The organism is Streptomyces sp. NPDC004610 (assembly GCF_040609715.1).
Lineage (GTDB): Bacteria > Actinomycetota > Actinomycetes > Streptomycetales > Streptomycetaceae > Streptomyces.
In genome coordinates this window covers 104,763-130,413 of record NZ_JBEXLA010000031.1, presented here as the reverse complement: position 1 = coordinate 130,413, position 25,651 = coordinate 104,763, and the positions used below count along the sequence as shown (strand labels likewise).

At 72.9% G+C, this 25,651-nt stretch carries 24 protein-coding genes; 13 read left to right on the top strand and 11 right to left on the bottom strand.

Going from position 1 to position 25,651, the window contains the following annotated elements; all coding sequences use genetic code 11:
• Nucleotides 1-33 precede the first annotated feature (33 nt).
• Nucleotides 34-249 (bottom strand): hypothetical protein, encoded by a 216-nt coding sequence (locus tag ABZX40_RS30010; protein ID WP_355744441.1) that lies wholly within the window; start codon nucleotides 247-249, stop codon nucleotides 34-36.
• The gene (locus ABZX40_RS30005; protein WP_355744444.1) at nucleotides 246-608 is read right to left on the bottom strand and encodes an NAD(P)H-dependent oxidoreductase; all 363 of its coding nucleotides are present in this window, start codon (nucleotides 606-608) and stop codon (nucleotides 246-248) included. The genes ABZX40_RS30010 and ABZX40_RS30005 overlap by 4 nt, the downstream gene beginning before the upstream one ends.
• A 149-nt stretch (nucleotides 609-757) precedes the next feature.
• Between ABZX40_RS30005 and ABZX40_RS30000 the strand changes: the two genes are divergently transcribed.
• The gene (locus ABZX40_RS30000) at nucleotides 758-3,403 is read left to right on the top strand and encodes an AfsR/SARP family transcriptional regulator (protein WP_355744447.1); all 2,646 of its coding nucleotides are present in this window, start codon (nucleotides 758-760) and stop codon (nucleotides 3,401-3,403) included.
• Between the two features lie 9 nt (nucleotides 3,404-3,412).
• Here ABZX40_RS30000 and ABZX40_RS29995 read toward each other — a convergent pair whose 3' ends face one another.
• On the bottom strand, nucleotides 3,413-4,165 hold the full coding sequence (locus ABZX40_RS29995) for a TetR/AcrR family transcriptional regulator (protein ID WP_355744450.1): 753 nt from the start codon (nucleotides 4,163-4,165) through the stop codon (nucleotides 3,413-3,415).
• Nucleotides 4,166-4,251: 86 nt separating this feature from the next.
• On the opposite strand from ABZX40_RS29995, the gene ABZX40_RS29990 reads away from it, so the two are divergent.
• The 7 genes from ABZX40_RS29990 (at nucleotide 4,252) to ABZX40_RS29960 (ending at nucleotide 11,758) form a co-directional block, all read left to right on the top strand.
• Complete coding sequence (locus ABZX40_RS29990; protein WP_355744453.1) at nucleotides 4,252-5,889, top strand: MFS transporter; 1,638 nt, start codon at nucleotides 4,252-4,254, stop codon at nucleotides 5,887-5,889.
• Between the two features lie 129 nt (nucleotides 5,890-6,018).
• Complete coding sequence (locus ABZX40_RS29985; protein WP_355744456.1) at nucleotides 6,019-6,609, top strand: hypothetical protein; 591 nt, start codon at nucleotides 6,019-6,021, stop codon at nucleotides 6,607-6,609.
• Nucleotides 6,606-9,458 (top strand): M48 family metalloprotease, encoded by a 2,853-nt coding sequence (locus ABZX40_RS29980; RefSeq protein WP_355744459.1) that lies wholly within the window; start codon nucleotides 6,606-6,608, stop codon nucleotides 9,456-9,458. The genes ABZX40_RS29985 and ABZX40_RS29980 overlap by 4 nt, the downstream gene beginning before the upstream one ends.
• Before the next feature lie 139 nt (nucleotides 9,459-9,597).
• Nucleotides 9,598-9,834, top strand: a complete 237-nt coding sequence (locus ABZX40_RS29975) for a hypothetical protein (protein ID WP_355744462.1) — start codon at nucleotides 9,598-9,600, stop codon at nucleotides 9,832-9,834.
• The gene (locus ABZX40_RS29970; protein WP_355744464.1) at nucleotides 9,834-10,211 is read left to right on the top strand and encodes a toxin Doc; all 378 of its coding nucleotides are present in this window, start codon (nucleotides 9,834-9,836) and stop codon (nucleotides 10,209-10,211) included. The genes ABZX40_RS29975 and ABZX40_RS29970 overlap by 1 nt, the downstream gene beginning before the upstream one ends.
• Before the next feature lie 215 nt (nucleotides 10,212-10,426).
• Nucleotides 10,427-11,149, top strand: coding sequence for an alpha/beta hydrolase (locus ABZX40_RS29965; RefSeq protein WP_355744467.1), 723 nt, complete (start codon nucleotides 10,427-10,429; stop codon nucleotides 11,147-11,149).
• A gap of 84 nt (nucleotides 11,150-11,233) precedes the next feature.
• Nucleotides 11,234-11,758, top strand: coding sequence for an ATP-binding protein (locus ABZX40_RS29960; RefSeq protein ID WP_355744470.1), 525 nt, complete (start codon nucleotides 11,234-11,236; stop codon nucleotides 11,756-11,758).
• A gap of 46 nt (nucleotides 11,759-11,804) precedes the next feature.
• Here the strand turns inward: ABZX40_RS29960 and ABZX40_RS29955 are convergent, their stop codons facing one another.
• The 6 genes from ABZX40_RS29955 to ABZX40_RS29930 form a co-directional block, all read right to left on the bottom strand.
• Nucleotides 11,805-12,803: a MerR family transcriptional regulator gene (locus tag ABZX40_RS29955; protein WP_355744473.1), complete on the bottom strand. Its 999-nt coding sequence runs from the start codon at nucleotides 12,801-12,803 to the stop codon at nucleotides 11,805-11,807.
• Nucleotides 12,790-13,479 (bottom strand): HEAT repeat domain-containing protein, encoded by a 690-nt coding sequence (locus ABZX40_RS29950; RefSeq protein ID WP_355744476.1) that lies wholly within the window; start codon nucleotides 13,477-13,479, stop codon nucleotides 12,790-12,792. The genes ABZX40_RS29955 and ABZX40_RS29950 overlap by 14 nt, the downstream gene beginning before the upstream one ends.
• Nucleotides 13,480-13,557: 78 nt before the next feature.
• On the bottom strand, nucleotides 13,558-14,184 hold the full coding sequence (locus ABZX40_RS29945) for an ATP/GTP-binding protein (RefSeq protein WP_355744479.1): 627 nt from the start codon (nucleotides 14,182-14,184) through the stop codon (nucleotides 13,558-13,560).
• On the bottom strand, nucleotides 14,165-14,557 hold the full coding sequence (locus ABZX40_RS29940) for a DUF742 domain-containing protein (protein ID WP_355744481.1): 393 nt from the start codon (nucleotides 14,555-14,557) through the stop codon (nucleotides 14,165-14,167). The genes ABZX40_RS29945 and ABZX40_RS29940 overlap by 20 nt, the downstream gene beginning before the upstream one ends.
• Nucleotides 14,558-14,992: a roadblock/LC7 domain-containing protein gene (locus ABZX40_RS29935; protein ID WP_355744484.1), complete on the bottom strand. Its 435-nt coding sequence runs from the start codon at nucleotides 14,990-14,992 to the stop codon at nucleotides 14,558-14,560.
• A complete protein-coding gene (locus ABZX40_RS29930) occupies nucleotides 14,989-17,406 on the bottom strand; it encodes a nitrate- and nitrite sensing domain-containing protein (protein ID WP_355744487.1) in 2,418 nt (805 codons plus the stop codon). Before ABZX40_RS29930 ends, ABZX40_RS29935 begins: the two co-directional genes overlap by 4 nt.
• A 356-nt stretch (nucleotides 17,407-17,762) precedes the next feature.
• Here ABZX40_RS29930 and ABZX40_RS29925 point away from each other — a divergent pair, with 356 nt between their 5' ends.
• Genes ABZX40_RS29925 through ABZX40_RS29915 form a run of 3 tightly spaced genes read left to right on the top strand, consistent with a single transcriptional unit; the run spans nucleotide 17,763 to nucleotide 19,355 of the window.
• Complete coding sequence (locus ABZX40_RS29925) at nucleotides 17,763-18,518, top strand: sporulation protein (RefSeq protein WP_355744489.1); 756 nt, start codon at nucleotides 17,763-17,765, stop codon at nucleotides 18,516-18,518.
• 28 nt (nucleotides 18,519-18,546) lie between these two features.
• Nucleotides 18,547-18,729, top strand: coding sequence for a hypothetical protein (locus ABZX40_RS29920; RefSeq protein ID WP_355744492.1), 183 nt, complete (start codon nucleotides 18,547-18,549; stop codon nucleotides 18,727-18,729).
• A complete protein-coding gene (locus ABZX40_RS29915) occupies nucleotides 18,726-19,355 on the top strand; it encodes a hypothetical protein (protein ID WP_355744495.1) in 630 nt (209 codons plus the stop codon). Before ABZX40_RS29920 ends, ABZX40_RS29915 begins: the two co-directional genes overlap by 4 nt.
• Before the next feature lie 54 nt (nucleotides 19,356-19,409).
• Here ABZX40_RS29915 and ABZX40_RS29910 read toward each other — a convergent pair whose 3' ends face one another.
• Both ABZX40_RS29910 and ABZX40_RS29905 read right to left on the bottom strand, forming a co-directional pair.
• Complete coding sequence (locus ABZX40_RS29910; protein WP_355744498.1) at nucleotides 19,410-21,404, bottom strand: DUF5107 domain-containing protein; 1,995 nt, start codon at nucleotides 21,402-21,404, stop codon at nucleotides 19,410-19,412.
• Nucleotides 21,405-21,503: 99 nt separating this feature from the next.
• On the bottom strand, nucleotides 21,504-22,787 hold the full coding sequence (locus tag ABZX40_RS29905; RefSeq protein WP_355744501.1) for an ROK family transcriptional regulator: 1,284 nt from the start codon (nucleotides 22,785-22,787) through the stop codon (nucleotides 21,504-21,506).
• 543 nt (nucleotides 22,788-23,330) lie between these two features.
• Between ABZX40_RS29905 and ABZX40_RS29900 the strand changes: the two genes are divergently transcribed.
• Together ABZX40_RS29900 and ABZX40_RS29895 are read left to right on the top strand one after the other, a co-directional pair.
• A complete protein-coding gene (locus tag ABZX40_RS29900; protein WP_355744504.1) occupies nucleotides 23,331-24,683 on the top strand; it encodes an ABC transporter substrate-binding protein in 1,353 nt (450 codons plus the stop codon).
• Between the two features lie 5 nt (nucleotides 24,684-24,688).
• Nucleotides 24,689-25,648: a sugar ABC transporter permease gene (locus ABZX40_RS29895; RefSeq protein WP_355744506.1), complete on the top strand. Its 960-nt coding sequence runs from the start codon at nucleotides 24,689-24,691 to the stop codon at nucleotides 25,646-25,648.
• Nucleotides 25,649-25,651 lie beyond the last annotated feature (3 nt).

The window sequence follows — 25,651 nt, the reverse complement described above, 5'->3', positions numbered from 1 at the left end:
CCCCCAAGCCATCAACTCGACAGGGGGAGAGAGTCATGCCAACTCCGGAGGCCGGGCGCCCCATTGCGGGGCCACCAAGAAGGTAATGGGGGGGGGCGGCTTCGCCGTGGACGGGGCGTCGTGCATCGGCTTGCCGCGGGGGGTCGGGGTGTTGCGGTGCGGATCGTCGTTCGTCTGGGCGTGGTTGGTCGGGGGATGCTTGGTCGGGACGTCGTTCGTCGGATCGTCGTTCGTCGGGACGTCGTTCATGACGTCACCTCCAGCTGGGGTGCGGTGTGAGCGGGTGGGGTGGCGGTCGCGGGCCGGTCGCCGAGGGTCTCCCGGCGGGCCGCTTCGGCGGTGGCGAGGGTGGCGCGGACCCTGGCGGGCCGCAGATGGGCGGGGACACCGGTCATCTCGGTGCCGTGCAGCAGCCGTACCGCCGACGCGGTGATGCCGCTGAACTCCGAGATGCCGACGCGCAGTTGGACGTCCATGGCCCGGTCCAGGCCGGTGTGCGCGAACTGCTCGGCGGTGCCGCCCGCCAGGCCCAGCCACAGCATCCGCTTCCCGGCCAGCCGGGGGGCGCTGCGGCCGTAGGCGAAACCGTAGTTCCAGACCCGGTCCACCCAGCCCTTGAGAACTGGGCCTCGACCCCAGCCCGGCCCTGGCCGCCCTGCACACCGCGATGCTCCGCCAGGACCCGGCACTGAACGCCCCCGCCAAGCCCCGCACCTCACCCCCATCCCCATCCCCACCCCCACCCCCATCCGCACCCGTGCGGGAGCCCGCCCCGTCCAACACCACCCCCACCAACCTCCCCGCTCCCCCGCTCACCCCCCTCGTCGGCCGCGAGGACGCCGTCGCGGATCTGGCCCTGCTCCTCGCCGAGCGGCGTCTGGTCACGCTCACCGGCCCCGGCGGCGTCGGCAAGACGCGCCTCGCGCTGGCCGTCGTGGCGGAACTGCGCGGGACGTACCCGGACGGCGAGTGGCTGGTGGAGCTGGCCGGGGCCGACCGGCGCCCGGCCGGGCTCGCCGCTGTGCCCGGGACCGCCGCCGTGGGCAGGACCGCTGCCGTAGCCACCGCCGTCGCCGTGGCCAGGACCGCCGCCGTATCCACCGCCGCCGTATCCACCGCCGCCGCTGCGGCCGGAACCACCACCGTAGGCACCGCCGCATCCACCGCCGTAGCCACCGCCGTCGCCGAGATCACCGCCCTCGCGCTCCGGCTGCGCGACGACGGGACCTGGGGGCAGCGCGCGCCGGGTGAGCCCGACCCCGGGGCCGTCGGGCGGCTGGCGACGGCGCTCGGGGACCGCCGTCTCCTGCTGGTGCTCGACAACTGCGAGCATGTCGTGGACGAGGCCGCCGCCCTGGTCGAGTTGCTGCTGCGCGCGGTGCCGGGGCTGACCGTGCTGACGACCAGTCAGGAACCGCTGGCGCTGGCCGGGGAGACCCTGTGGTCGGTGCCGCCGCTCGCACCCGCCGGTGCCCTGGAACTGTTCGCGGCGCGGGCCGCCGCCGCGGCGCCCGGCTTCGTGCTGGACGACTCCAACCGGGCCGCTGCCGAGGCGGTCTGCCGCCGCCTGGACGGCATCCCGCTCGCCCTGGAACTGGCCGCGACCCGTGTGCGCGCCCTCGGGGTGCACCGGCTGCTGGAGCGCCTGGACGACCGCTTCCGGCTGCTCACCGCCGGGACGCGCGGCGCCCCCGCCCGGCAGCAGACGCTCCGCGCGATGATCGACTGGAGCTGGGAGCTGCTGACCGAGCCGGAGCGGGCGGTGCTGCGCCGGCTCGCCGCGCACGCCGAGGGCTGCACCCTGGAGGCCGCCGAAGCGGTGTGCGCGGGCGGTGAGGTGGCCGCCGAGGACGTCCTCGGGATCCTCGCCCGCCTCATCGACCGCTCCCTGGTCACCGCCGCGCCCGACGGCTCCCGCTACCGGCTGCTGGAGTCCGTCGCCGTGTACTGCCTCCAGCGCCTGGACGAGGCCGGGGAGCGTCCGTCCGTACAGGCCCGCCATCTCGCCCACTACCTCGATCTGGCCCTCGCCGCCGAGCCCCGGCTGCGCGGCCCCGGCCAACTGCCCGCGCTGCACCGGCTCGACGCCGACGGCGCCAATCTCCGGACGGCCCTCGATACCGCCGTACGCCGGAGTCCACCGGACGCGCTGCCGCTGGTCGACGCGCTGGCCTGGTACTGGATCCTGCGCGGCCGTCTCGGCGAGGGCCTGCGTTCGGCGACCGCCGCGCTCGCCGGGCCCGGCGGGGACCCGGTGCTGCGCGCCCGGGTCGGTGTCTGGCGCACCGGCCTCACCGTCCTCACGGGCGACGGAACCGACCGGGCGGCCCGTATCGAGGCGGCGGTGACGGCGTACGAGGCGGTGTGCGCGGCAGCGGCGGGGCCCGGCGTTCCGCCGGACGGCAGGAGCCCGGACTGGGCACGCTGGTTCCTCGGTCACGCGCTGGCCGGTACCGGGAACATCACCGAGGGCGAGGCGCTGACCGGCCGGGCCCTCACCGGGTTCCGGCGGCGCGGCGACACCTGGGGCGAGGCCGCCGCCCTCGCCGACCGTGCGACGCAGCGGCTGCTCAAGGGCGCGCTCACGGACGCCGGGCGGGACGCGGAACGCGCGGCCGGGCTGTTCGAGGGGCTCGGGGACGCCTGCGCCGGGCTGTGGACGGTGTATCCGAGGGCCTCGCTCGCGGAGATCCACGGCGACTATGTCCGTGCGGCGGGGCTGTGGCGGGACGGGCTGGAGGTGGCCCGGCGGTTCGGGACGTCACCGCAGGCCGTCGATCTGCTCGCCGGGCTCGGCAGGGCGGCGCTGCTCACCGGTGACCTGGACGCCTCGTACACCCATCATGAGCAGGCCCGGCGCGCGGCCGTCGAGATCGGCTTCCAGGCCGGTGAGATCAACGCCCGCCTCGGTCTGGCGCTCACCGCCCGCCGGGCGGGCCGTCCCGACGAGGCCGAGACCCATCTCCACGCCGTCCTCCAGTGGCACCGGGACGTGGGACTCGACGGCGCGAACGCGCTGATCCACGCGGAACTGGGCTTCGTCGCCGAACTGCGCGGGGACGCCGCCGGGGCCCACGACCGGCAGCGGCAGGGTTACACCACGGCCCTGACCACCGGTGACCCGCGCGCCCTCGCTCTCGCCCTGGAGGGCATGGCCGCCGCGCACACTCTCACCGCCACACCGGACGCCCTGCGTACCGCCGCGCTCCTGCTGGGCGCCGCCGCCGCTGCCCGCCGCGCCACCGGGGCCCCGCTGCCGCCCGCCGAGAGCGGCGATGTCGACCGGGCGACGGCCCGGATCCGGGCGGGGCTGGAGGCGGCGGAGTGGGAGCGGCTCCTCGGCCGGGGCGGGGGCCTGACGCCGCAGCAGGCGGTCGCCGAGGCGGGCGGCGCGGGGCGGTGAGCGGCGACCCTACGGCTTCCCGATGAGTCCCTCGATGCCGTCGAGCAGGCGCTGCAAACCGAAGTCGAACTGTCCCCGCGCGTAGGGCACCGCGCCGGCTGCGAGGGCCCGGCCCAGCGCCGGGAACCGGCTGAAGTCGACCAGCCGGGCGAGGACCTGGTCCCGCTCGCGCGCCGCGTCGACGCCCCCGCCCTCGACATCGCCCTCTGTACCGGCCTTGCCGGTCGCGTCCCGCTGGAGTCGGGCCGCGCCGCGCACATACGCGTCGACGGACTCGATCGCGGCCAGCTTCTGCGGTTCGCCGAGCGCGACACCGTCGAAGACGCGCAGGGCGGAGTCCAGCCAGCGCATCATGTTCGGGCCCGGCAATTGCTCGGCGCCGCCCAGTTCGAGGACCCAGGGGTCGTCCCGCAGATCCCGCCACTCGGCGTGTGCCGTGGCCGCCAGCTTCGCCCGCCAGTCGCCGGGCCACTCGTGCGGCAGGGGCCCGGTGACGGCCACGGCGTCGATCATCAGCGCCTCCAGCTCGGCCCGGCCCGGGACATAGGTGTAGAGGGAGGCGGCGGCGACTCCGAGGTGGCCCGCCACCCGGCGCAGGGACAGCGCGGCCGTACCGTCCCGCCGCGCCAGCTCGATCGCCGCGCCGACGATCTGGTCCAGCGTCAGCCCCCGCGCGGGTCCCCTGGCGCCGCGCCGGTCCTGGTCCCAGAGCAGCGCCAGCGCACGCGCCCGCGCGTCCCCGGACGTGTCCCGCTCCACCATGCCCGGACCTGCCTCTTCCTCAGCGTGCCGCCACCCGGTTGTGCGCACACCCTAACTCCGACTACCGTTCGGAATTATCTTGAACAGTGTTCGGAGTTTTAGGTCTGGAGGAGCCCATCGACAACACCACCCCCGCCACCCCTGGTGTCGTCGACACACCACCCGAGGCCCTCGCACGCCGCCGCCGCGCCGAACGAGCCCTCCGCGCCGCCACGCTCACCAACGGCCCCAACGAACTGCTGGACTTCCTCCTCCCCCTCTGGGCCGGTGCCGCCCTGGGACTGAGCCCCACCGAGGTCGGCGTCCTGCTCGCCGTGGAGATGGCCGTCTCGGTCGTCGCCCGCCCCCTCGCGGGCATCCTGGCCGACACCCGCGAACGCCGCTCCGTCGCCGCGGTCGGCGCCCTGCTGTACGGGGTGTCTGCGGCCGGTTACGCGGTGACCCCGGGGGCGGCGGGCGCCTATGCCGCCGCGATGGTCGGCGGGGCCGGGGGCGCCCTGCTCTGGGTCGCGCTCCGCGCCCTCGTCGGCGAACGCCTGACCGACGACTCCGCGGCCTTCGCCAGACTGTTCTCCGCACAGGAGACAGGCACCTGGGTCGCCTTCTTCGCCGGGCTCACCCTGATCGGCCCGATCGGCTACGACGGTGTCTTCTGGGCCTGCGCCGCGGCGTGCGCGCTGGCGGCCGGGGCACTGCTGTCGGCGCCGCGCCAGGAGCGGCCGGGCGGGAGGCGCGGGCGTGACGGGCATGACGTCACCGGGCTCGGATCCGTGGGCCGTCGGCTGCGGCCCATGCTCGTCGCCGTCGTGCTCACCATGACGGCGGAGGCCACCCTCTCCCTTCTGCTGCTCCTCCACCTCCAGCGCACCTTCGGACTCGACGCCCTGGGTGTGGCCTATGTCTTCCTGCCCGGCGCCATCGCGATGAGCGTCGCCGCCGAGCGGCTGCACACCTGGGTCGTACGGTTCGGCCGGAGACGGGTCCTCACCTACGCCTCGCTCGCCAGCGCGGCCTTCGCCGCCAACCTCGCCTGGGCGCCGAACCCCTATGTGATCGCCGTGCTGTGGATCCTCAGCGGACTCGCCTGGGCAGCCGTCATCCCCGTCCAGCAGGCGGTGATCACGGAGGCGTCCGGCGACCGGGTCGGGCGCGGCATGGGCGTCTACGAATCGGCCGGGCTGCTGGGCGCGCTGATCGGTTCCCTGCTGGGCGGCGCCCTCTACGACACGGCCGACTGGACCGTCTCCTGTCTGAGCATCGCCGCCCTGCTGCTGGCCGGAGCCGTGATCATGCCCCACGCGGTGGGGAGGGTGGGCGTGACCGACGTACCCGAAACACCGGCCTCCGCAACGGCACGGAAACCCCGGCCCGACCCCGGACCTCAAGCTGACCCCGGCCCAGGACCCAAGCCCGACCCCGACCCCGCCCCCGAGCCCGCTTCCGGCGCGCAGGGCAGCCACCCCCTCCGGCAACTCGCCCGCCGGGCCGCCCTGTTCGCCGCGGTCCAGCTCGCCCTGCTCCTCTTGGGCGCGTCCTGGCTGCACGACCTGGCCACCGGCGACTTCCTCGACGTCCTGATGCGCGGCTCCGATCGCGACTCCGCCGTGCTGGACGCGCTGGTCACGATCGGGAAGTTCTGGACGTTCGCGTTGATCATGGATGCGATCTGGACGGGTGTGGGGTGCGTGCGGCGAGGACGCCGTCGGCTCAAGGGATCTCGGTGACTCCGGTGGCCCGCCATGAGTGCGGATGGGCGAGTGCGAATGGGCAAATGTGGTCTGTCCCCGGGCGTTCCCGCTGCTGCACTCTGAGAGGGCCGTGCAGGAGCGGTCCGACGGGGAGGCTGTGAGCGCATGCGGGCGAGCGTGCTCGATGTGGTGCGGGACGTCATCGACCAACAGGCGCCGCACGAACGGCAGTTGGTGGAGGACCTGGTCGGACTGGACTACGGCCTGGTGGTGCGGCGGATGCGGCAGGCGGCCTCCGGTGGGCGGGCCGACCCGCTGGGATTCGGCCTGGACGACCTCGCGACCGTACTCACTCCCCTGGTGCTGCTCCTCGTCGACGAGGCGTGCCGTGCCGCCGTCGCGGACGGGACCGGGCGGCTGATGACCCGGGCCACGTCCGCCCTCGGGCGGCTGCGCCCGTCCGCCCGCCGTGCGATCACCCCGCCCGAGGTGCCCGACCTCGACCGCGGGCAACTGGCCGCCGTGCGGCGGCGGGTACGGGAGGAGGCCGTCCGGCGCGGGCTCTCCGAGGCGGACGCGGGCGGCCTCGCGGACAGCGTCGTCGCGCGGCTGGCGTTGGCGGGGGCGGCGGACGGGCTGTCCGTGCCACCCGGAGCGCCGGACCGAGCCGGTGGGCCGGACGGACCCGGCGACGGCCCGGACACCGACGGCGGTGACGGCGACGCCGATCGCCGGGAGGACGGAGCCGTACGATGAGCGGCGACGGGAACACCCCAGGGCTCCCCTCACTCCCCCGGGCCCCGGCCCCGCCGGCCCCCGACCCGGGCGCGCTGCCCGCCGGAACCACCCTGCGCTTCCTGATCCTGGTCGTGGTGATGATGGCGGCCACCCTGGACATGCTGGGCGACCTCCTGCGGCCCGCACCCAGCGAGGACATCACCTTCCTGTGCCAGTTCGCGGCGGGGTTCGATCCGGGCGGCGATTTCCTCGACACCGTGACGCGGAGCCTCGCCCAGTCGGAGGCCATCAACAAGTGCGCCGAGGGCGCCTCCGTACCGGCGGAGTGGTACGGCCCGGTCGGCAGTGGGGCCGTGCTGCTGGTGGCCGCGGCGGTCTATCTGCTGCTGCCGCGCTGGAAGCGGCGGCGGCGCGGGCTGGTGCCCCTGCACGAGCGTGATCCCCGGGGTGAGATCCACGCCGAGATCGCCCGGCTGGCCTGGAGCGCGGGGCTGCGGACCCTGCCCGCCGTCGTGGTCGATCTGACCGCCCTCGACGCCGGTGCGGTGGTCTTCGGCCATACGGGCGGACGCGTCCTCAGTGTCAACAACGGCCTGCTGCACGCCCGCCGCTCCGACCCGGCCCGCTTCCAGGCCGTCGTCCTGCACGAGTTCGCCCATCTGCGTCACCGGGACGTGGATATCGCGTATGCCGTGACGGCGCTGTGGCGGACGTTTCTGGTGCTGGCCGCGCTGCCGTTCACCCTCTTCTACGGCGGGAGTCTCGTCGCGGCGCAGTTGGGCTGGTTCGTGGGCGTCGACTCCGTCTTCTGGCCGGCCGCCCGGCCGATCATCGTCAGGGAGATCGCCGTCGCGGCGTTCCTGTTCCTCCTGGTCGTCCTGGCCCGTGCCGACACCCTGCGCCACCGTGAGCTGTACGCCGACCGGTGGGCCGTGGCCCTCGGCGCCGATCCGGGCGTCTGGCGGGGCCGGGCGGAGCGCGTCACGGCACGGGGCCGCCCGGCGCGTGGCGTCTCGGCGCTGTGGCGCAGTCACCCCTCCTGGGAGGAGCGGCGTCGCGTACTGGACGATCCCGAGCGGCTCTTCGCGCTCACGGACCCGCCGTTCTTCCTGCTCGGCGTGGCGACCCTGCTCACCGCGGACGCGGTGGGCAACGGCTGGGACGACACCTGGGCCGCCTGGCTGGTCGGGGGTCTGGCCGCCGCGCTGCTGACGGTCTCGGTCTGGCGGGCGGCTCTGTACGCCGCGTACCGCGGCCTGCGGGGTCCCTCGGGTCTGCGGGCGGGCCTGCTGCTCGGACTGGGCCTGGTCTGCGGGGAGTTGCTGTCCGGTGACTTCCTGCTCAGCACGTGGTGGCCCGCGGATCCGCGCCCCCTGCTCTACCCGCTGCTGGGCGCGGTGGTCTGCCTCTGCTGGCTGGCCCAGTGCGCGTGGCTGCGCCTGCGGCACACACCGGGCACACTCCCCGCGTTGCGCGGGGCGGTCCTCGTGGCGGTGGCCGCGGGCTGGGTGGTGGCGGCGGGCGGTCTCGGCTGGTGGCTGGACGAGGGCCAGCTGAGGCTGGCCGGCAGTCTGTCCGAGGCGGGCGGCCTGGACCAGCACGTACGAGACTACTTCCCCGGCCCCTGGGAGGAGGACGGGCATTACGCGTCGGTGCTGCCCTGGGTCGGCTCGGTCCTCGCCGGCGCTAGCGTCCTGGGCACGGATGCCTCCACCGCGGCCGGCGCCGTGGTGCTCTGGGCCTATCCGGCGGTACTGCTGCTGCTGCGGGCGCGCAGGCGGGGACTGCCGTCGACGGTGCTGGCCGGTCTCGCCGGGGGTGTCCTCGGGGTCGCCGCGGTGGCGTTGGCGATGGCCTGGATCCACCCCTGGCGGCCCCCGGTGGGTGAGCGGGGTGGGGCTTTCGGGCTCGTCTACCTGTGGTGGCGGACCGTCGCCCTGGGCGCCGCCGTGGCCGGCACGGCGGCCGTTGTCGCCCTCACCGCCCGCGCCGACCGGCTGCCCCGCGCCCTCACCGCCGCGGGTGTCGCCCAGGTCGTCGCACTGGCGGGGCAGTTCCTGCTCCTGTCCGCCGACGGCTGTCTCGGCCCGCTGCGGGTCATGGGCGAGACCTGCCACTGGGTCCCCGACGGCGCCTGGCCGCTGACCCAGCTCCAGTTCCATTCCTCCACGGCGGTCATGTTCGCCGCCGCACTGATCGCCACGCCCCTGACCCTGCTCCCTCGCGCCGAGCGGCGTCGTCCACGGGGCGAAGCCGATGCCGCGTTCCAGCCCCGGGAGCAGGTGGTGCGGCGGTCCTGGCCGATCGGGATCGCCGTGGGTGTCGTCGCGCTCATGGCGGTCGTGTCGTCCGTCGTCGCCGTGCGTTCGGTGTCGGAGTCGCGCGGCGCCCTGGCGATTCCCACCAGTCCGCCACCCGCCGACACGGACGAGAGAGTACGAAGCTTCCAGATGCTGGCCTGGTTCACGACCTCCGGCCAGGACGACATGTCCGCCCTGGCCGGGCGGTACTCCGCGTTCGGAACATGGCTGACGGAGGCTGCGGACGCCGGGACGGACACCATCGACGGTGACGTCCTGCGCCCCCTCTGCGCCGGTCTCGCCGAGGACGCCGCCACCGCCCAGGAGCACCTGGGCGTACCCGACCCCGGCCTCGGCGAGGCATGGACCACCCTGCTGACCGACACCCGGGACGCGGCCGAGGAGTGCTTGGCCCTGATCGACTCACCGGAAACCGATGTCCAACGCAACGTGGACATGCTGAATCGGCTGGTCGACGGCCATATCGCGGCGGGCCGCACACTGCCGTCGCTGACGGACCGGGTCGACGCCGCGCTGGAGCACTGGCCGAAGTGGGCGGGGGACTGAGCGCGGACGAGGTCGGGGGGCGCGGGCGGCCGGATCGCCGAGTCCGGCGGCCTCAAGCCCGCGGACGGCCCGGCGTGCGCCCCCGGCCGCCGCTGCCCGGCCATGACACTCCTGGCACCAATCAGGTACCATCCCCGGCATGCCATCACTGAACGTGTCCTTCTCCGACGAGGAGATGGAGGGCGTCCGCGCCTCCGCCGCGGCGGAGGGCAAGAGCCTCAAGCAGTATCTGCACGACCTCGGCGTACGGGAGAGCCACCGCAAGCAGTTCGTCGCCGGGGCCGCCGCCTGGGCCGACCGGCTGCGCGGCGAGTTCGACGAGGCGTTCCCCGAGGAGGTCCCCCCGTCCGGGCGCGGCAGCGCCGCGGCGGCCTGATGGCCCTGCACATCGATGTCTCCTGGCTGCTCGATGTCCAGGAAGCCGCCCTCGGGCAGGACGACGTGACGGTCTCCGACTACTCGGCGCTGGTGGCCGCCGTCGCCCGGCACAGGACCCGGATGCCGACCCTGCACGCCTCCGACCCCGATCCCGCCTGGCGCGCGGCGGCGCTCCTGCACAGCATCGTCCGCCTCGAACCCCTCCCCCACCGCAACGGTCTCTTCGCCGCGTTCGTCGCCGCCCAGTACATGGACCAGTCCGGCGAGGGCATCGACCCGCCGTACGGCGCGCTGTCCGACCTGGTGCGCAAGGTGCGCGACACCCGGCTGAGCGTCTACACGGTCGCCGAGGCGCTGCGGGCCTGGAGGGTCTGACCTCGCCTCAGACCGGGGCTGGGCTTGGCCGTGCGGGGAAAATGCCTGGCGGACGGCGGTGGGGCACTGCTAGCTTTCCGGAGGCCGTGCGAGAGAACGAGGAGGTGGTACCCGTGAACGCAGTATCGACATGGGTGCTCTCCCTCGGGGTCACGGTCGGGCGATAGGTCGTCGTCCGGGAGCGCCGTTCCAGCGCACTTCCGAAAGGCACGACCATGCGCTTCACCGCAGAACAGCACCTCGACGCCGGTGTCCTCGAACGTGAATTCACCCTCGGTGAGATCCCCGGCACCCTGTGGACACCCGACTCCACCGCGCCCGCCCCGCTGATCCTCATGGCCCACAACAACGGCCTGCCCAAGTCCCAGCCCCGGCTGGTGGCCCGTGCCCGGCACTGCGCGGCGTACGGCTTCGCGGTGGCGTCCATCGACGCCGCCGGGTGCGGTGACCGGCCCCGTTCCGCCGCCGACGAGCGGACCCGCGCCGAACTGCGCCGGGCGATGCAGGCGGGCGAGCCGGTGGATGACATCTTCGAGTCCTTCGTCGGCCCGCTGGTCGAAGGGGCGGTCCCGGAGTGGCGGACCACCCTGGACGCCCTCCTCGCCCGGCCCGAGATCGGCGGCCCGGTCGGGTACTCGGGGTGGACCGCCCTCGGTATCCGCCTCGCGGTGACCGAGCCGCGCATCGTGGCCGCCGGGTTCTTCGCCGGGGGTTATGTGCCCCGCGCCCAGCGGGCGGAGGCCCGGCAGGTCGGCGTCCCGTTGCTGTTCCTGCTCCAGTGGGACGACGAGGGCAATCCCCGTGGGCGCGCGCTGGACCTGTTCGACGCCTTCGGCAGCAGGGAGAAGACCCTGCACGCCAATCTGGGCGGTCACACCGGCACCCCGTGGTTCGAGGTGGACGACGGGAACCGCTTCTTCGCCCGGCACCTGAAGTGAGGCCCGGAGGGCAGTCGTAGCGGTGGGTCCGGGGGGCCGGCGTGCCTGGTCCCCCGGCCCCCCGTGTTGCTAGCGTCGAGTCCCATGATCGTATGGCTCAACGGCACGCACGGCGCGGGCAAGACGACGACCAGTGCGCTGGTGCGGCAACTGATCCCGGATTCAAGGGTGTTCGACGCCGAGAAGGTCGGCGAGACGCTCATGGACATCACGCCGGGGCTGCCCGCGACGGGCAACTTCCAGCACTGGCCGCCATGGCGGCCCCTCGTGGTCGAGACCGCCCGGCATGTCCTCGACTACACCGGCGGCACCCTGGTGATGCCCATGACCGTCCTGGTCGAGGAGTACTGGCGCGAGATCAGCTCGGGCCTCGCCCGGCATGACATCCCCGTCCGGCACTTCGTCCTCCACGCCGACCAGGACACCCTCCGCGCCCGTATCGCGGGCGACACGGTGCTCGGCCCCGACTCCCCCTTCCGGCTCCAGTACCTTGAGCCCTACGCCGAGGCGGCCCGTACCTGGCTGCACGCCGAGGCCGAGGTCGTCGACACCACGCACCTCACCCCCGCCCAGGCCGCCCGGCGGATCGCGGAAGCGGTCAAGAACTGACCGGGGCGCGGGACAGGGCGGCCGATGCCTTCCCTCCGCCGATCCCTCAGCGCACAGCGCGCAGTTGCAGCAGGTACGCGGCGGTCAGGGCGACGGCTCGGTCCTCGTCGTCGGACAGGTCACTGAGTGCCTGTGACGCCGTCGGCCCCGGGATGTCCGCGAGTGCCTGGGTCAGCCGTCCGCGCGCGGGTGCCTGAGTGGTGTCGTCGGTGAGGAGGCGGACCATGGCGGTCGCGATCCGGTCGGCCGTCGCCGTGTCGCTCACCAACTCGCCCAGCGCGTCGGCCGCGTCGGTGTCGTTCGTGCCCGCCACGATCATGTCGAGGAGCACCGGGACCGCTTCGGCCGCTCCGCGCGTCCCCAGAGCCAGTGCCGCATACCCGCGGACCACGGCGTCGGGGTGGGTGAGGGCCTCCCGCAGATGCGCGGTCGCCTCGTCGCCGGGCAGTTCGGCGAGGGACTGAACGGCCCGCTCGCGTACCGCGGCCACCGGTGAGCCGAGCCCCTCCGCCAGCAGCGCCGGGCCGCCCTCGCCCGCTCGCGCCAACGCCCAGCGCAGGGCCCCGGCGACGTTCGCGTCCGCCTCGCTGAGGGCCGCCTCGACCAGGGCCTCCACCGGCGCTCCGTCGCCCGCGGCGAGGGCCGCGCGCTGGCGGGCGTCGGCGTTCGGTGAACCCAGGGCCTGGAGGAGCGCGACGACCTGGAGGACGTCCTGCCAGTCGGTGGGGTCCGCGGCGTCGATCCGGCGGAGCCGGGTGAGCAGCTCGGTCTCGGCGGCGATGCGGGCGCGGGTCTGGCGGATGAGGTCGTCCACGAGTGCCGAGGGCGTGAAGCCGGGGTCGTCGAGCGCCCGCCCGATCTCCCGCAGCGACAGGCCCAGCGACCGCAGGCTCTCGATATGGAAGATGCGCCGGATGTCCCGCGCGGAGTACTCCCGATAGCCGGAGCCCGTACGGCCCGAGGGCCGCACCAGGCCGAGCGACTCGTAGTGCCGGAGCATACGGGCGCTCACCCCGGACCGTCTCTCCACCTCACCGATCAGCACGGGTCTCATCATGGTCCGCCGTGGGCGCCCCGGCGAGCGCCACGACGCGCTTGGCCTCCTCGATCGCCGGCTCGAACCCGGCGTCCGGGTCGCGCAGCAGCCGCTGGGTGGCGAGGGCGTGCGCGCGGACACGCGGCTCGGGGGAGGCCGTCGCCGTCTCCAGGACCGGTGCGATCCGCTCACCCAGGGCGACCAGCGCCTGGCTGAGGCTCAGCCGTGTCTCCCGCTCGCCGCGTCCGAGCTGCGTCGCCAGCTCCGCCGCCAGGGCGTCCTCCTCGCCGTCCGGCACGAGCACGACCGCCGCCCGCCAGGCGCTCCGCGCCACCTCGTCGTCGGGGTCGGACAGCAGCGCCCGGGTGATCGCCGGCCACGCCCGCCGGTCCCCGATCTTGGACAGGGTGTGCAGTGCCTGACCGCGTGCCTGGGCACGCTCCGAGCGGACCTCGCGGAGCACTTCGGGGAGCGTCATGGTCACCGGGTGGCGGGTGAGTGCCCAGGTGAGCATGTCCCGGACGAAGAACTCGGGCTCGATCGCGCACCGCTCGACGAGCTTGGCGACGAAACGGGGGTCGGGTGCCGTGCCGACCGCCAGCGCGGCCCGCAGCCGCACCGACGCACGGCTGTCCTCCAGCCCCTGGAGCGCTCGCGCCACAGCTGTCTGTGTCGTCATGGTCATCGGGACCACCTCCTGGACAGCAGTGAAGACCTTGTCACCGTGTCAAGGTCAAACGGCGCCGACGGCACCGGCAGGGCGTCAGCGGCGGGCCGGGAGCGGCGCGCGACCCGCCATCAGCCGGCTGACCAGGGCGAGCAGCAGGTCCCGGCTCACCCGCCGGTCCCGCAGATCGCCCATGACGACGGGGACGTGCGGGTCGAGGTCGAGTGCCTCCCTGACCTCGGGCACGGTGCGGTCCTGGAGTCCGTGGAAGCAGTTGACACCGACCACGAACGGGACGCGGCGGCTCTCGAAGAAGTCGATCGACGCGAAGCTGCTCGCCAGCCGCCGGGTGTCGGCGAGGACGATCGCGCCGAGGGCGCCCTGCACCAGGTCGTTCCACATGAACCAGAAGCGTTCCTGACCGGGGGTGCCGAAGAGATACAGCACGAGATCGGAGGTGACCGTGATCCGGCCGAAGTCCAGTGCCACGGTCGTGGTGGTCTTGTCCTCCACGCCGTCCAGGTCGTCCACGCCGAGGCCGGCGACGGTCAGCCGCTCCTCCGTGTTCAGGGGCGGGATCTCGCTGACGGCCCCGACCATCGTGGTCTTGCCGACGCCGAAACCGCCCGCGATGAGGATCTTCACGGCGGCGGGTGCCGCGATCGTGCCCGGGTCCGCGAGGGGTACCCGGGGCCGCGGGTCGTCAGAGTCTGAGTAGGGCATCCTTCACCGCCTGCAGAAGAATCATGTCGGGTTCCTCGCCCATCACGACCGTGAGCGGCGGCCGGACCACGACGCGTCCGAGGCCGAGCAGATCGTCGACGAGGATCTTCGTGACCGCGATGGGCTGTCTGAGGAGAGCGGAGACCTCGGCGAGTGCGACGGGGGTGCGGCACTGCCGGAGGATCAGCCGGTGCTCGGGTTGCAGACCGCGGTCGGCCTGTGGGTCGCCGGGCCCGGCGACGGTGGCGATCACGGTGATGAGAGTGAGGTCGTCCCGCGCCGAGGCCGTCCGCCCCTGGGTGATGGTGTAGGGCCTGACCAGGCTCTCCTCCGCGTCATCGTCGTCCGCCGCCGCGTCGGCCCAGTGCCTCACTCACGCCTCCCCCGGCTCCCGCGCATATCCCTGGGCGATCCGCGCCTCGGTGCCCAGATGCCGGCCCACCTGCTGGACGAGGGTGTCCATCGCCACGGCCATCACCTCGGCGTCCACCTCCTGGTCGGCGACGACGGCGAGATGGGTGCCCCGTCCGGCGGAGCTGATGAACAGCCACAGCGCGTCCAGTTCGACGATGACCTGGTGGACCGCGCCACCGCCGAACACCTCGCCGATGCCGCGGGCCAGGCTCTGCTGACCGGTGGCGATGGCGGCCAGGCGTTCGGCGTCGACCCGGGTGATGCCGGCGGACTGGCTGACGACGAGCCCGTCGTCGGACAGCACCACGGCGTTCCGGGTGCCCGGAACCTGGTCGACCAGTCGGTCGAGCAGCCAGTCGAGGTCGGAGTTGGTGGCGGTGGTTCGCAGAGTCATCGTTCGTCTTCCTTCCGGGTCCCGTCGGGGCCCGGTGCGGGGTGGTTGGGTCGGGAATCGGGGGCGGGCCTGAGCCGGGCCGCGCGGGACTGGCGCTGGAAGGCCCCGAGGGTGGCGCCGGAGCGGACGCCGGTCCGGCGGGGCAGCGCAGCGGTGGTGGCCGGGTCCGTGCGCGGTGTCTCGGGGTGGGCGGGGGGAGGCTGACGGAGTTCGGTGGCGAGACTGGCCTGTCGTACCCGCCGGGGCAGTGGCTGAGGGTCCTGTGCCGTGGGCGGGGGCGGGGTGGGGCGGGCCGGTGGATCGACCCAGGCTCCGACGAGGGGGCGGGTGAGGGGTTCCCGGTCGCGGGGCCGCTGCCACCGGGGATCGGCGGGATCGGCCGGCTGAGCGGCGGTGCCGTGCAGGGCGAGCTGGTCGGGGAAGGCCGCGGCGGCGCCGGGCGGGATCTCGTCGGACAGCGGGCCGCCGTCGGTGATCAGCTCCCCGGGCACCAGGACGACCACCCGGGTGCCCCCGAAGGACGAGCGCTGGAACTCCACCTCAAGGCCCAGGTTGGCGGCGAGCCGGGCCACGACGTACATGCCCAGCCGGGCGTCGTCGGCGCGGGACATCACATCCATCCGGGGCGGGTCGGCCATCAGCGCGTTGGCCTCTGCGTACTGCCCGGGGTCCATGCCCATGCCGCGGTCCTCGATCTCGATCGCGACGCCGCGGCCCACCTGGGACGCCCGTACCTCGACCGGTGTCGGCGGCTTGGAGAAGGACACCGCGTTCTCCATCAGCTCCGCCAGGACGTGCGCCAGCGGGCCGACGGCGCGCTCGGACAGCCATGCCTCGCCGTCGGTGTCGATCCGGATGCGGCGGTAGTCCTGCACCTCGCCCTGCGCCGAGCGCAGGATGTCCAGCAGGAGGACGGGCCTGCGCCAGCGGCGCTGCGGCTGTCCGTTGCCGAGGATGACGAGGTTCTCCTCGTAGCGGCGCAGCCGGGCCGCCAGATGATCGAGGTCGAAGAGCCCTTCGAGGACCGCGGGGTCCTCGTGCCGGCGCTGCATCTCGCCGAGACGCTTGAGCTGCATGCCGATGAGCAACTGGGTGCGCCTGGCGATGCGTTGCAGCAGCCGCTCGAAGCCGCGGTACAGCTCGACCTCCCGTACGGCGATCTCCAGGGAGGTGGCGCGGGCCTGGTTGAGGGCCTGGCCGAGCTGGCCGAGTTCGTCGTGGCCGTGGCGGACCTCGGGCAGTTCGGCGTCGGTGTCGACCTTCTCGCCCTGGCGCAGTCGCTCCACCAGGCCGGGCAGCCGGGTCTGGAGTTCCAGGGCCTCGGAGCGCAGGGCGAAGATGCGGCGGCGCAGGATGCCGGTGAGGCGCAGTGTGAACACGAGCATCAGCAGGACGGCGGCCACGCCCACGGCGGCGTTGACGATCACCTTCGTCATCAGGCTGTCGAGTTGGGCGTCGGTGCTGGCGTCGATGTCCGCGGCGTGGGCGTAGCCGGCCTTCTCCAGCTGAGGTTCGATCTCGCTGAGGACGAGCTGCCACTCCTCGCCGACCGAGGCGGACACGGGGGTGCGGCCCGACTGGTCCGCGTCCTCGGTGCTGAGCAGGTCCGTCTCGATGTCGACCTTCTGCTCCCAGTCGGCACCGTTGCGTACTTTGTCATACGCCTCGGCACGCGGGCCGGGCAGTTGGGGCACGACCTTGTCGTCGTAGATGTGCTTCTGGGCGCCGATCGCGCCGGCGAGCTGGAAGCGCTGTCCACCGGTGAGCCGGCCGCCGGCCGCGCCGGAGGCGATGATCGCGTCCTCGCGCGCGATCATCTCCAGTCCCCACTGGGCGTCGAACGCCGGGCGGGAGAGGATGGCCTGTTCGCCGATGCCCACATTGCTGAAGCCTTCCAGCAGCTCCAGTTCCGAGGTGATGATCTCGGTGTAGTCGTCGAACGTCTGCTCAGGGTCGGCGGACCCCTCGTCCAGGGCGGCGCGGTAGGTGGGCAGTTGCCGGTATCCGTCTTCGAGCTGCCGGAACGACGTGTCGAGAGCCGTCGGCACGGAATCGGACAGCGCGTCGAGGGCCGTGACGGACGCGTCGGTCAGCTCGCGCTGACGCGTCAGGTCGGACCGGTCCGCCTGAGGTTCCGCCAGCACGATCGAGGTCAGGCGCCGCTCCGCCTGTACGGCGGAGAAGAGGGTGAACAGGGGCTGGTTGAAGAGGTGCGCCGCCTCGTGCCGCTCCTTGACCCGGCGCCAGTCCTCGTAGTGCTGGGCCGAGTTGGTGGTCCCGAGGGCGACCAGGGCCAGACACGGCGCCAGGGCCAGCGCGAACAGGATCGTCCGCAGCGACAACCGGCGCCTGGGGGCCGCGCCCTGTGCCGTGCGGCGGCTCGCGGAGCGGGTGGTGCGTGCGTGGAGTGGCACAGGAGTCCCCGGCGGATGAGTGGTGACGGACCCATGCCCGGCGACCATGGCCGAGTCATGACAGGGAGGCAGCCTACCGACTGTGCAGACGATCTCCACACGACTGACGTCGATCGCTTCCTGTGAATCCGGCGGCGGCGCACGGCACTTGGCGCGACTCGGGTGATTGCGGGCGGGTATCGGGCAGCACGCCAATTCTGGGGCGGTGCGCGTATTTCGGGCGACGCGGTGGGGGTGAGGGGGCGAGCCGGGGGCGGAAGTGGCGGTGGCCGGGCCCACCCCGCCACCAGCTGACCCACCCCGCCTAGAGTGATCCTTCCGACCGGCGGGGAGCCGGGCGGGGAAGGGGAGGGACCATGGTGTTCCGTAAGTTTCTGAGTGTGCTCGGCGTGAACGCGCCCGGCGTCGAGACGGTCGTGGAGAATCCGGCGGTCCGGCCGGGCGACACCCTGCACTGCACGGTGACCGTCGCGGGCGGCGGAGCCGATGTGGACATCGAGCGGCTGCGGCTGGAGCTGGTGGTGCGGGCCGAGGACCGCGAGACCGATGGTTCGACCGGCTGGTACAACCCGTACACGGTGGTCGCGGCCGACATCGACGGCTTCCGGGTGAGTGCCGGGGAGACGGTCACCCATCGTGTCGAACTCCAGGTGCCGTGGGAGATGCCGCTCACCCACGGGCGGGGCGCGCGCATCCCCGGCGGCCGGGCGGCGGTGCGCACCGAGCTGGCCGTCGACAAGGCGGCGGACAAGGGGGACTTCGACGAGATCGCCGTACACGCCCTGCCGGCTCAGGACGCGATCCTCCAGGCGTACGAGGATCTGGGCTTCCGGCTGCACGAGGCCGAGGTCAAGATCGGTCTCCTGCGGAGTGCGCCGCGGATGGAGGACCGGCAGACGGCCCCGTACTGGCAGGAGATCGACTTCTTCTGCCCGGAGTCCTGGAACATGGGCCGCCAGGAGCTGGAGACGGTGTTCATCGCCCGCGAGGACTCACTCGACGCCCACCCGGGCGGCAACCCGCCGGCGACCTTCGTCTACGCCGGGCTGGATCAGCGGGTCTGGACGGAGACGCTGGACAAGCATGTACGCCAGTGCCACGGGATCGACTGACCGGTGGGTTCGCCTGACCGAGGGCTGGATGACCGCGTACGGGGAGGCTGAGGTGCCGGGGGCAACGGTGGACGAGGTGAGGGCGGAGCGGGCCGGTCTCGACGACCCGAAGGCGCGCGGCGTCCATGAGGAGCACGGTGACGAGCGACCGCATCGGCCCCGCTCCGACGAGCCGCGCCCGCTCCGGTCCGCCCGGATCGGGATCGAGTGAGCGGGCAAGGGCGGGTGGAGACGGCCTGGCTCCGCCTCATGGACTGGCTCCAGGCGCATGCTCCCGTCTCCCGCGCCTCCCTGCTGCCGCCCGCCCCGGAGCAGGCCATCGAGGCGGCCGACGCCCAGCTGAGACATCACCTCGGCTTCGGTCTCCCCACCGAACTGGCCGACCTCTGGCGGCTGTGCGGCGGCGTCCAGCATCAGTACATCGAGGCCAACGAGGAGGCGGGCGAGGTCGGCTCGGGGGCGTTCCTGCCCGGTGGGATCCTGCTCGGCCCGGCGGCTGCGCTCCGGCCGCGGCTGCCCGAGATCGGCGGGAGCGATGTGTGGGGCGCCCCGGTGGTCCCTTGGCTGACCGGTGACCAGGCGGGGCCGGAGTACGGGCACTATGCGGGCGCGGAGGGTGTCGGCCGCTGGTCGATGCCGGACAACCTGGCGTGCGACAAGCCCGGCTATCCCTCGATCACCGCCTATCTCGAAGCCGTGCACCGCACGCTCACCGAAGGGCCCGCCGATGCCATGGCACCGGACCGGCCCGGTCTGGTGTGGGGCTGTCTGATCTGGGACGATCCCGAGGCGCCGCTGCTGGACGATGCGCTGGGGCATTGGCGTCCCCTCCACTGACCCGACTCCGGGCCCCGGTGTGCGCAGGCTCCGCGTCGGCCGCGCCCCCCTCCCTCAGTCCGCCCCCGGATGCAAGGTGAAGTCATACGCCTGAGGGATCTCAGGCATGGGGCCGCCGCCGCCCTGGGCCCGCCCCGCCCCGGACCCCTGCGTCTGCGCCCGCCGCTTCTGGTACTCCCGCCACAGGTCGCCCAGGGAGGTCTCCCCCTCTCTGAGGGTGGGTACCTCGATGCCCTCTTCGAGGAGCGGGCCGCAGCGGTCGAGCCGGTCGGCGGCGAGTGCGGCGCGGGCTTCCAGGAGCCGGGTGCGGCCGTCCGCGCGCTGCTCGGGGCCGAGGGCGTCCACGACCGACAGGGCGAGGGACGGCTGATCGTCGCGGAGCAGCAGCTCCAGCAACTCATGGATGAGCGGGGTGAGTTCGGGGGTCAGTTCGTGAGCCCGCAGATAGGAGTGGACGGCGGTCTCCGTCTCGCCGCGCCGGTCGGCTAGCACGGCCAGGTTGCGGTGGGCCCAGGCGTTGGGTTCCGCGGCGACCGATCTCGACCAGGCGCTCTCGGCGGCGGCGAGGTCGCCCCGGGCGGCGTGCAGGACGCCTTGGTGGAGGAGTCCGAGCCAGTCCCCGGCGTCCTCCAGCAGCGGGGCCCAGGCGGGGTCGGCCTCATAGGACGCCGGGGCGGTCGCGGGCGACGCGGTGGGCATCGTGCCGGTGGTGAGCAGGGTGAGCCAGGGTTCCTGCTCGGGGCCTAGGGTGCGGTCGGTGAAGGGGGTGGCGGGGAAGCTGAGGGAGTGGTCGCCCTGGGCCGACCTGCGGCGCCGCTCCAGCGCCCCCCAGCCCGACCCGTCGGACAGCACTTCGAGGGGCGGGCTGTCGATCCAGGCGGCAGCGGCCTTCAGGTCCGCCTCCAGGGCGTCCCGGGTGATCAGGGAGTCCAGGCCGGCCTCGGCCGCCGCCCGTGCCCGGGGCCAGTCCCCGTGCACCGCCGAGGCGTCCGCGCTGAGCAGCCCGTACGCCTCGGCCCAGGTCCACTCCCCGCCGGCCGGGAGGGGCTCGTGTTCCAGTTGGGTACGGGCCAGACCGGCCTGGATCTCCAGATAGGAGGTGTCCGGTCCGGAGAGCCACTCCTGCCAGCGGCGGCCCCCGGGGTGTCTCCCCCACAGGAACAGTTTCCGGCCGCGCAGGCGGTCGGTGGAGGTCTGCGCCAGGCCCTGGCCCCGGCCGTCAAGGGCCGTGATCCAGCGGCGCTGTTCCGGGGCGAGGTCGAAGAAGTAGTCGGCCGCCGCCCGTGCCCGCGTGGTCCGGGTGCGGTCCAGCCCCTCGTGCTCCGGAACGGGTACGTGCCGCAGCACCTGGTCGTAGGCGAAGTGCCAGGCGCTGTCGGCCGGGGCGAGTACGCGGACGTCGGGGGCCTCGGGTACGGCGATGTTCGACCACCAGTAGATGGGCACCGTATGGCTGTTGGGGTTGATGATCCGGATGTGGACGAGGAGGACGCCGGAGCCGTCGGGGAGGGACGCGTCGATCTGGAAGACGACCCGGCGCAGTCGCTCGAACTCGTACATCCGCAGGACGGGTGTGCCGTCGGGCCGCCCGGCGCGGACGGTGTGCAGCGGGGAGCAGGTGGTGGGCGTGTGACCGATCGTGCCGATGTTCCACTCCACGCCGCCGGCGACCCAGGCGTTGCGCAGGGCGAGGTTGGCGGGCTGGAAGACGGGGTTGCGGAAGAGGAGTTCGCGGTTGGTCGGCTTGTGGATCAGTGACCAGAGACGGCCGCCGGTGTGCGGGAGGAAGGTGGCGCGCAGGAGGTCGTTCTCCAGGACGGCGACCTGGTGCTCGCGTGGTTCCCGGGTGCGCCGGTAGCCGTCCTGGAGTGTGTAGGGCAGCACGGAGGGGAGCCTGCCGTAGGCGATGTTGCGCCGCATCTCGTCGTCCGCGGTCGCGAGGTCGGCGACGGCGTGGGTGTCCCGGCCGGTGAAGAGCGGCGGAAGGGGGTTGGTGGGTCCGGTCTCGGCGGTGGGCATCACCAGGGTGGACAGGCGCAGTTCACTCATGTCGTCTCGCTCAGGGTCATCGGGTTCCCCAAGAAGGGTCGGCGGTCCGCGGGGACCGGGGGTGGGTGGCCATCGGAGGGTGTTGCCGCAGAAGGGTGGTCAGTCGGTCCGTGGCGGCGGGTCGGGCGCGGAGGCGTCGACCAGGGTGGGGTCCTGAAAGACGGTGTCCAGGACGAACCGGGCCGCCCCGAGGGCCGCCGCGGAGAAGCCCATCTCGGAGCGGCTGACCTCGGTCCTCGGGAAGGCCGGCAGCATGACGCGTTCGTCGAGCCGACGCTGTACGGCGGGCTGGAAGTAGTCGCCGAAGAAGGCGAAGTAGCCGCCCAGCACGATGACTTCGGGGTTGAGGACATCGGCGAGGATGCTCACCCCGTGCGCCACGCTCCCGGCGGTCTCGTCCAGCGCCTCCAGGGTGCGGGCGTCCCCGGACCGGGCCCGGCGCAGGACATCGGACATCCGCTCCTCAAGATCCCGGGCGGGATCCCGTACGGGGTCGTCGGCGTCGGCGACCCGTCGCAGGAGGGCGTCCAGACCGACGACGGTCTCCCAGCAGCCGGTCCGGCCGCAGCGGCACCGCCGGCCGGGGACACCCAGGGCGGCGTGCCCGATCTCGCCCGCGAGACCCGCGTGCCCGCGCATCAGCCGCCCGCCGGTGATGACCCCGCCCGCGACGCCCGCCTCACCGGTGAGCAGCAGCAGTTCGGTGACCCCGCGCGCGGCGAACCGGGCGTGTTCCGCCACGGAGGCGAGCCGCGCGTCGTTCTCCACGCGCACCTCGGGCAGGGAGGCGCCGAGGCGCTCACCCAGGTGGCGGGTGACCTCGATGCCCTTCCAGCCGATGTTCGGGGCGAAGACCACGGTCCCGGAGCGCGCGTCGACCACCCCGGGTGCGGCCAGGCACAGGCCGATCACCTCGATGCCACGCGCCGCGACGGCCGCCGCCGTCTGCCGGATCACCTCCGCGATGACATCCAGACCGGCGTCGGCGCTCAGCTCCCGCACATCCACGCCCACCCGGGTGGCGTGGACCTCGGTGCCCTGGAGGTCCAGGGCGGCGACGCTGATGTAGTCGGCGTTGATCTCCAGTCCGAGGGCGCAGATGGCGAGGCCGTCCACTTCCAGGGACTGCCCGGGGCGCCCCACGCCCTTGCTGCGGTCGGCCGCGCCCTCGCGGACGAGTCCGCGTTCGACCAGCTCGGCGATGAGGCTCGACACGGTCGCCTTCGGCAGACCGCTCTCCGTGGCGATCTCGCTGCGTGAACGGGCTCCGTGATCGCGCAGCAGCCGGAGCAACAGGCCCAGGTTGTTCCGCCGGACGGTGGCGACCTTGCTCGCGTCGACCGTCACCGCCGCGGTGGTCCCGGGACCCCCACTGACCTTCATGTACGTCCCCTCTTGCTGTGCGGTGAGGGTGTCGGACCGCCGCACTGGCGGGTCCGCCGCCGCGATGCCGCTCCCGGCGAAACCTCGCGTCAGCCCTCTTGACTTCCCTCAGGTTAGTTCAGACACTACTCGAACAAATTTAGTTCGGACATTGCTCGAACTAACTTCGTTCAGAGTCTAGCCGAATAAAAGTCGGCAGGACAGGAGACAGGAGCGGCTCGGAGGATCCCCCGGGCCGACCGGAGTCAGTCACCCCGAACCGAACTGCTCGGCATCACCCCGAACCGAGTCACTCCGTGTGACCCCCGAACCGAGCGACCCCGCATCACCCCGAACCGAGCCACCCCGCATCACCCCGAACCGAGCCACCCCGGATCAGCCCGAGACGGCGGCTCCTCCAGCGCGCCTCGAACCGGCTCGCCTCCCCACCCTCCCCCACCTCCACGACCCACTCAGCTCAGATCCCGCGAGATTGCGCGAGATCGGACGAGATCGCCCGAGATCCCACACGATCCCCTGAGCTCCACCACGAGAGTGATCACCATGCCAAGAGTGCCCCGCTCGCGCTGTGTCCCCGCCCTGGTCTCCGGAGTCAGTGCCCTGTCCGTACTGGCGCTCCTGGGCGCCTGCTCCCCCGGCGACTCCACGGGGACGGGAGAGGACCGGCTCGTCTACTGGTCCATGTGGCGGGAGGGCGAGCCGCAGCAGAAGGTCCTGCGGTCCGCCCTCGACGCCTTCACCGAGGAGACCGGCATCGAGGTGGAGGTGCAGTGGTCGGGCCGCCAGGTGCTCCAGCAGGTCGCGCCGCGCCTCAACTCCGGCAACCCGCCCGACCTCACCGACCAGGACGGCACCTTGCTGCACGCCGCACTGGGCGAGGGGGCGCTCGGTCTCCAGGATGTCTTCGACGCCCGGATCACCGGGGAGGGACACCAGGTCTCCGAGGTCGTCCCCGAGTCCCTGGTCGCCACCGCGCGCACCGGGGACGGGCAGCCGATGGTCGTCCCGTACGAGGTCATCGGCTCGACCCTGTGGTTCAACGGCAAGAAGCACCCCGGCCTGGCCGGGCAGGACCGGCTGAGCTGGAGCGAGTTCACCGCGATCCTCGACGGGCTCAGCGGCCAGGGCCGTACTCCGCTGGCGCTCGACGGGGACATCGCGGGCTACGACACCTACTGGATGACCTGGAGCATCGTCCGACACGGCGGGGTCGGGCTGCTCAACCGGGCGTGCGCGGACAGGACCGGCGCGGCCTGGGACGACCCCGCGTTCCTGGCGGCGGCGCGGGACATCCACCGGCTCATCGACCAGGGGTACTTCCCCGAGGACTTCAACGCCACCAAGTTCCCCGCCCAGCAGACCGCGTGGGCCGCCGGCACCAACAGGACCGACTTCCTGCTGATGGGGACCTGGGCCCCCGGCGAGACCGGTGAGGCGCTGAAGAAGTCCGGCAAGGATGTGGCCTCCCTCATCGACTACCGCTCCGTCAAGTATCCGGAGGTCGAGGGCGGCAAGGGCAATGACGCCGCCCAGGCCGGGGTCATCGGGTTCTCGGTGCCCGCGAAGGCCAGGAACGCCGAGGCGGCCAAGGAGTTCATCCGCTTCTTCCTCCACAAGGACCGGCTCACCGGCATCTCCACCGAGGCGGACAACCTCACCCCCCGCACCGACATCCCGGCGCCCGCGACCCTGGCCGACTTCGGCAAGGAGTACGCGGCGGCCGACGGGCAGTACTTCCAGCCCAACGACGACTGCGGCACCGTCGCCGCGGGCTGGGTCACCGATGTGTGGGAGCCGGTGGTGGTCGACCTGTTCAACGGCGGGACCGACGGGGCCGAGGGGTTCGTCCGAGCCATCAAGGAGAAGTCCGTCGCGTACTACCGGAACAACGGCTGACCCCGATGGCGACCGGCACCGCACACCGCCTCGGACGCCTGCTGCGCGGTGGCGACGGGACCGCGCACCGGGGTGGGCCGCGCGGCAGGCAGCGGGGCCTGTACTGGCTCTTCCTCACTCCCGCCCTGACCGTGTATCTGGCCCTGTTCATCGCACCGGCCGTCGTCGGCGTGTATGTGAGCTTCCATCGCTGGCGCGGCACCGGGGACCGGATGGAGCCGGTGGGGGCGGCCAACTACCGGCGGCTGCTGTCCGACGACGTCTTCCGGACGGCGTTCGGCAACACCCTGAAGATCGTCCTGCTCTGCGGACTCGGCATCTTCGTCCTCGCCTTCGCCATCACGGTCCTGCTGCGGCAGGCGAACGGCCGCAGGACACTCCGTACGCTGCTCTTCGTCCCGTACATCGTCTCGCCCATCGCCATCGGTGTGGCCCTGGGTCTGCTGCTCGCCCCCGAAGGGCTGGTCAACAGCGCCCTGCGCGGCCTGGGCCTGGACACACTGGCCACCAACTGGCTCGCCCCCGAGAACGCCTTCCGCACCATCATGACCGGCATCGTCTGGGTCACGACCGGCTTCTACGTCATCCTGCTGATGGCCGGTGTGGACCGGATACCGCCCTACTTCTACGAAGAGAGCGAGCTGGCCGGTGCCAGTGAGTTCCAGAAGTTCTGGCATGTCACCCTGCCGATGACCTGGGACGTGGTGTCCGTGGCCGCCGTCCTCTGGGTGATCAACTCCATCAAGATCTTCGAGTTCATCTACGCGTTCAGCGGCACGGGCGACTCCCCGCCGGTGCCGTCCAGGACCCTGACCATCCAGCAGTTCCTGGTCTCCACGGGCGGCCGCAATCCGTCCTACGAACTCGGCTACGCCTGCGCGATGGGCGTCGTGATGGTCGCTCTCATCCTGCTGCTCGTGACCCTCCTGCGCCGAGTGATGCGCCGGGATCCCATCGAATTCTGAGGG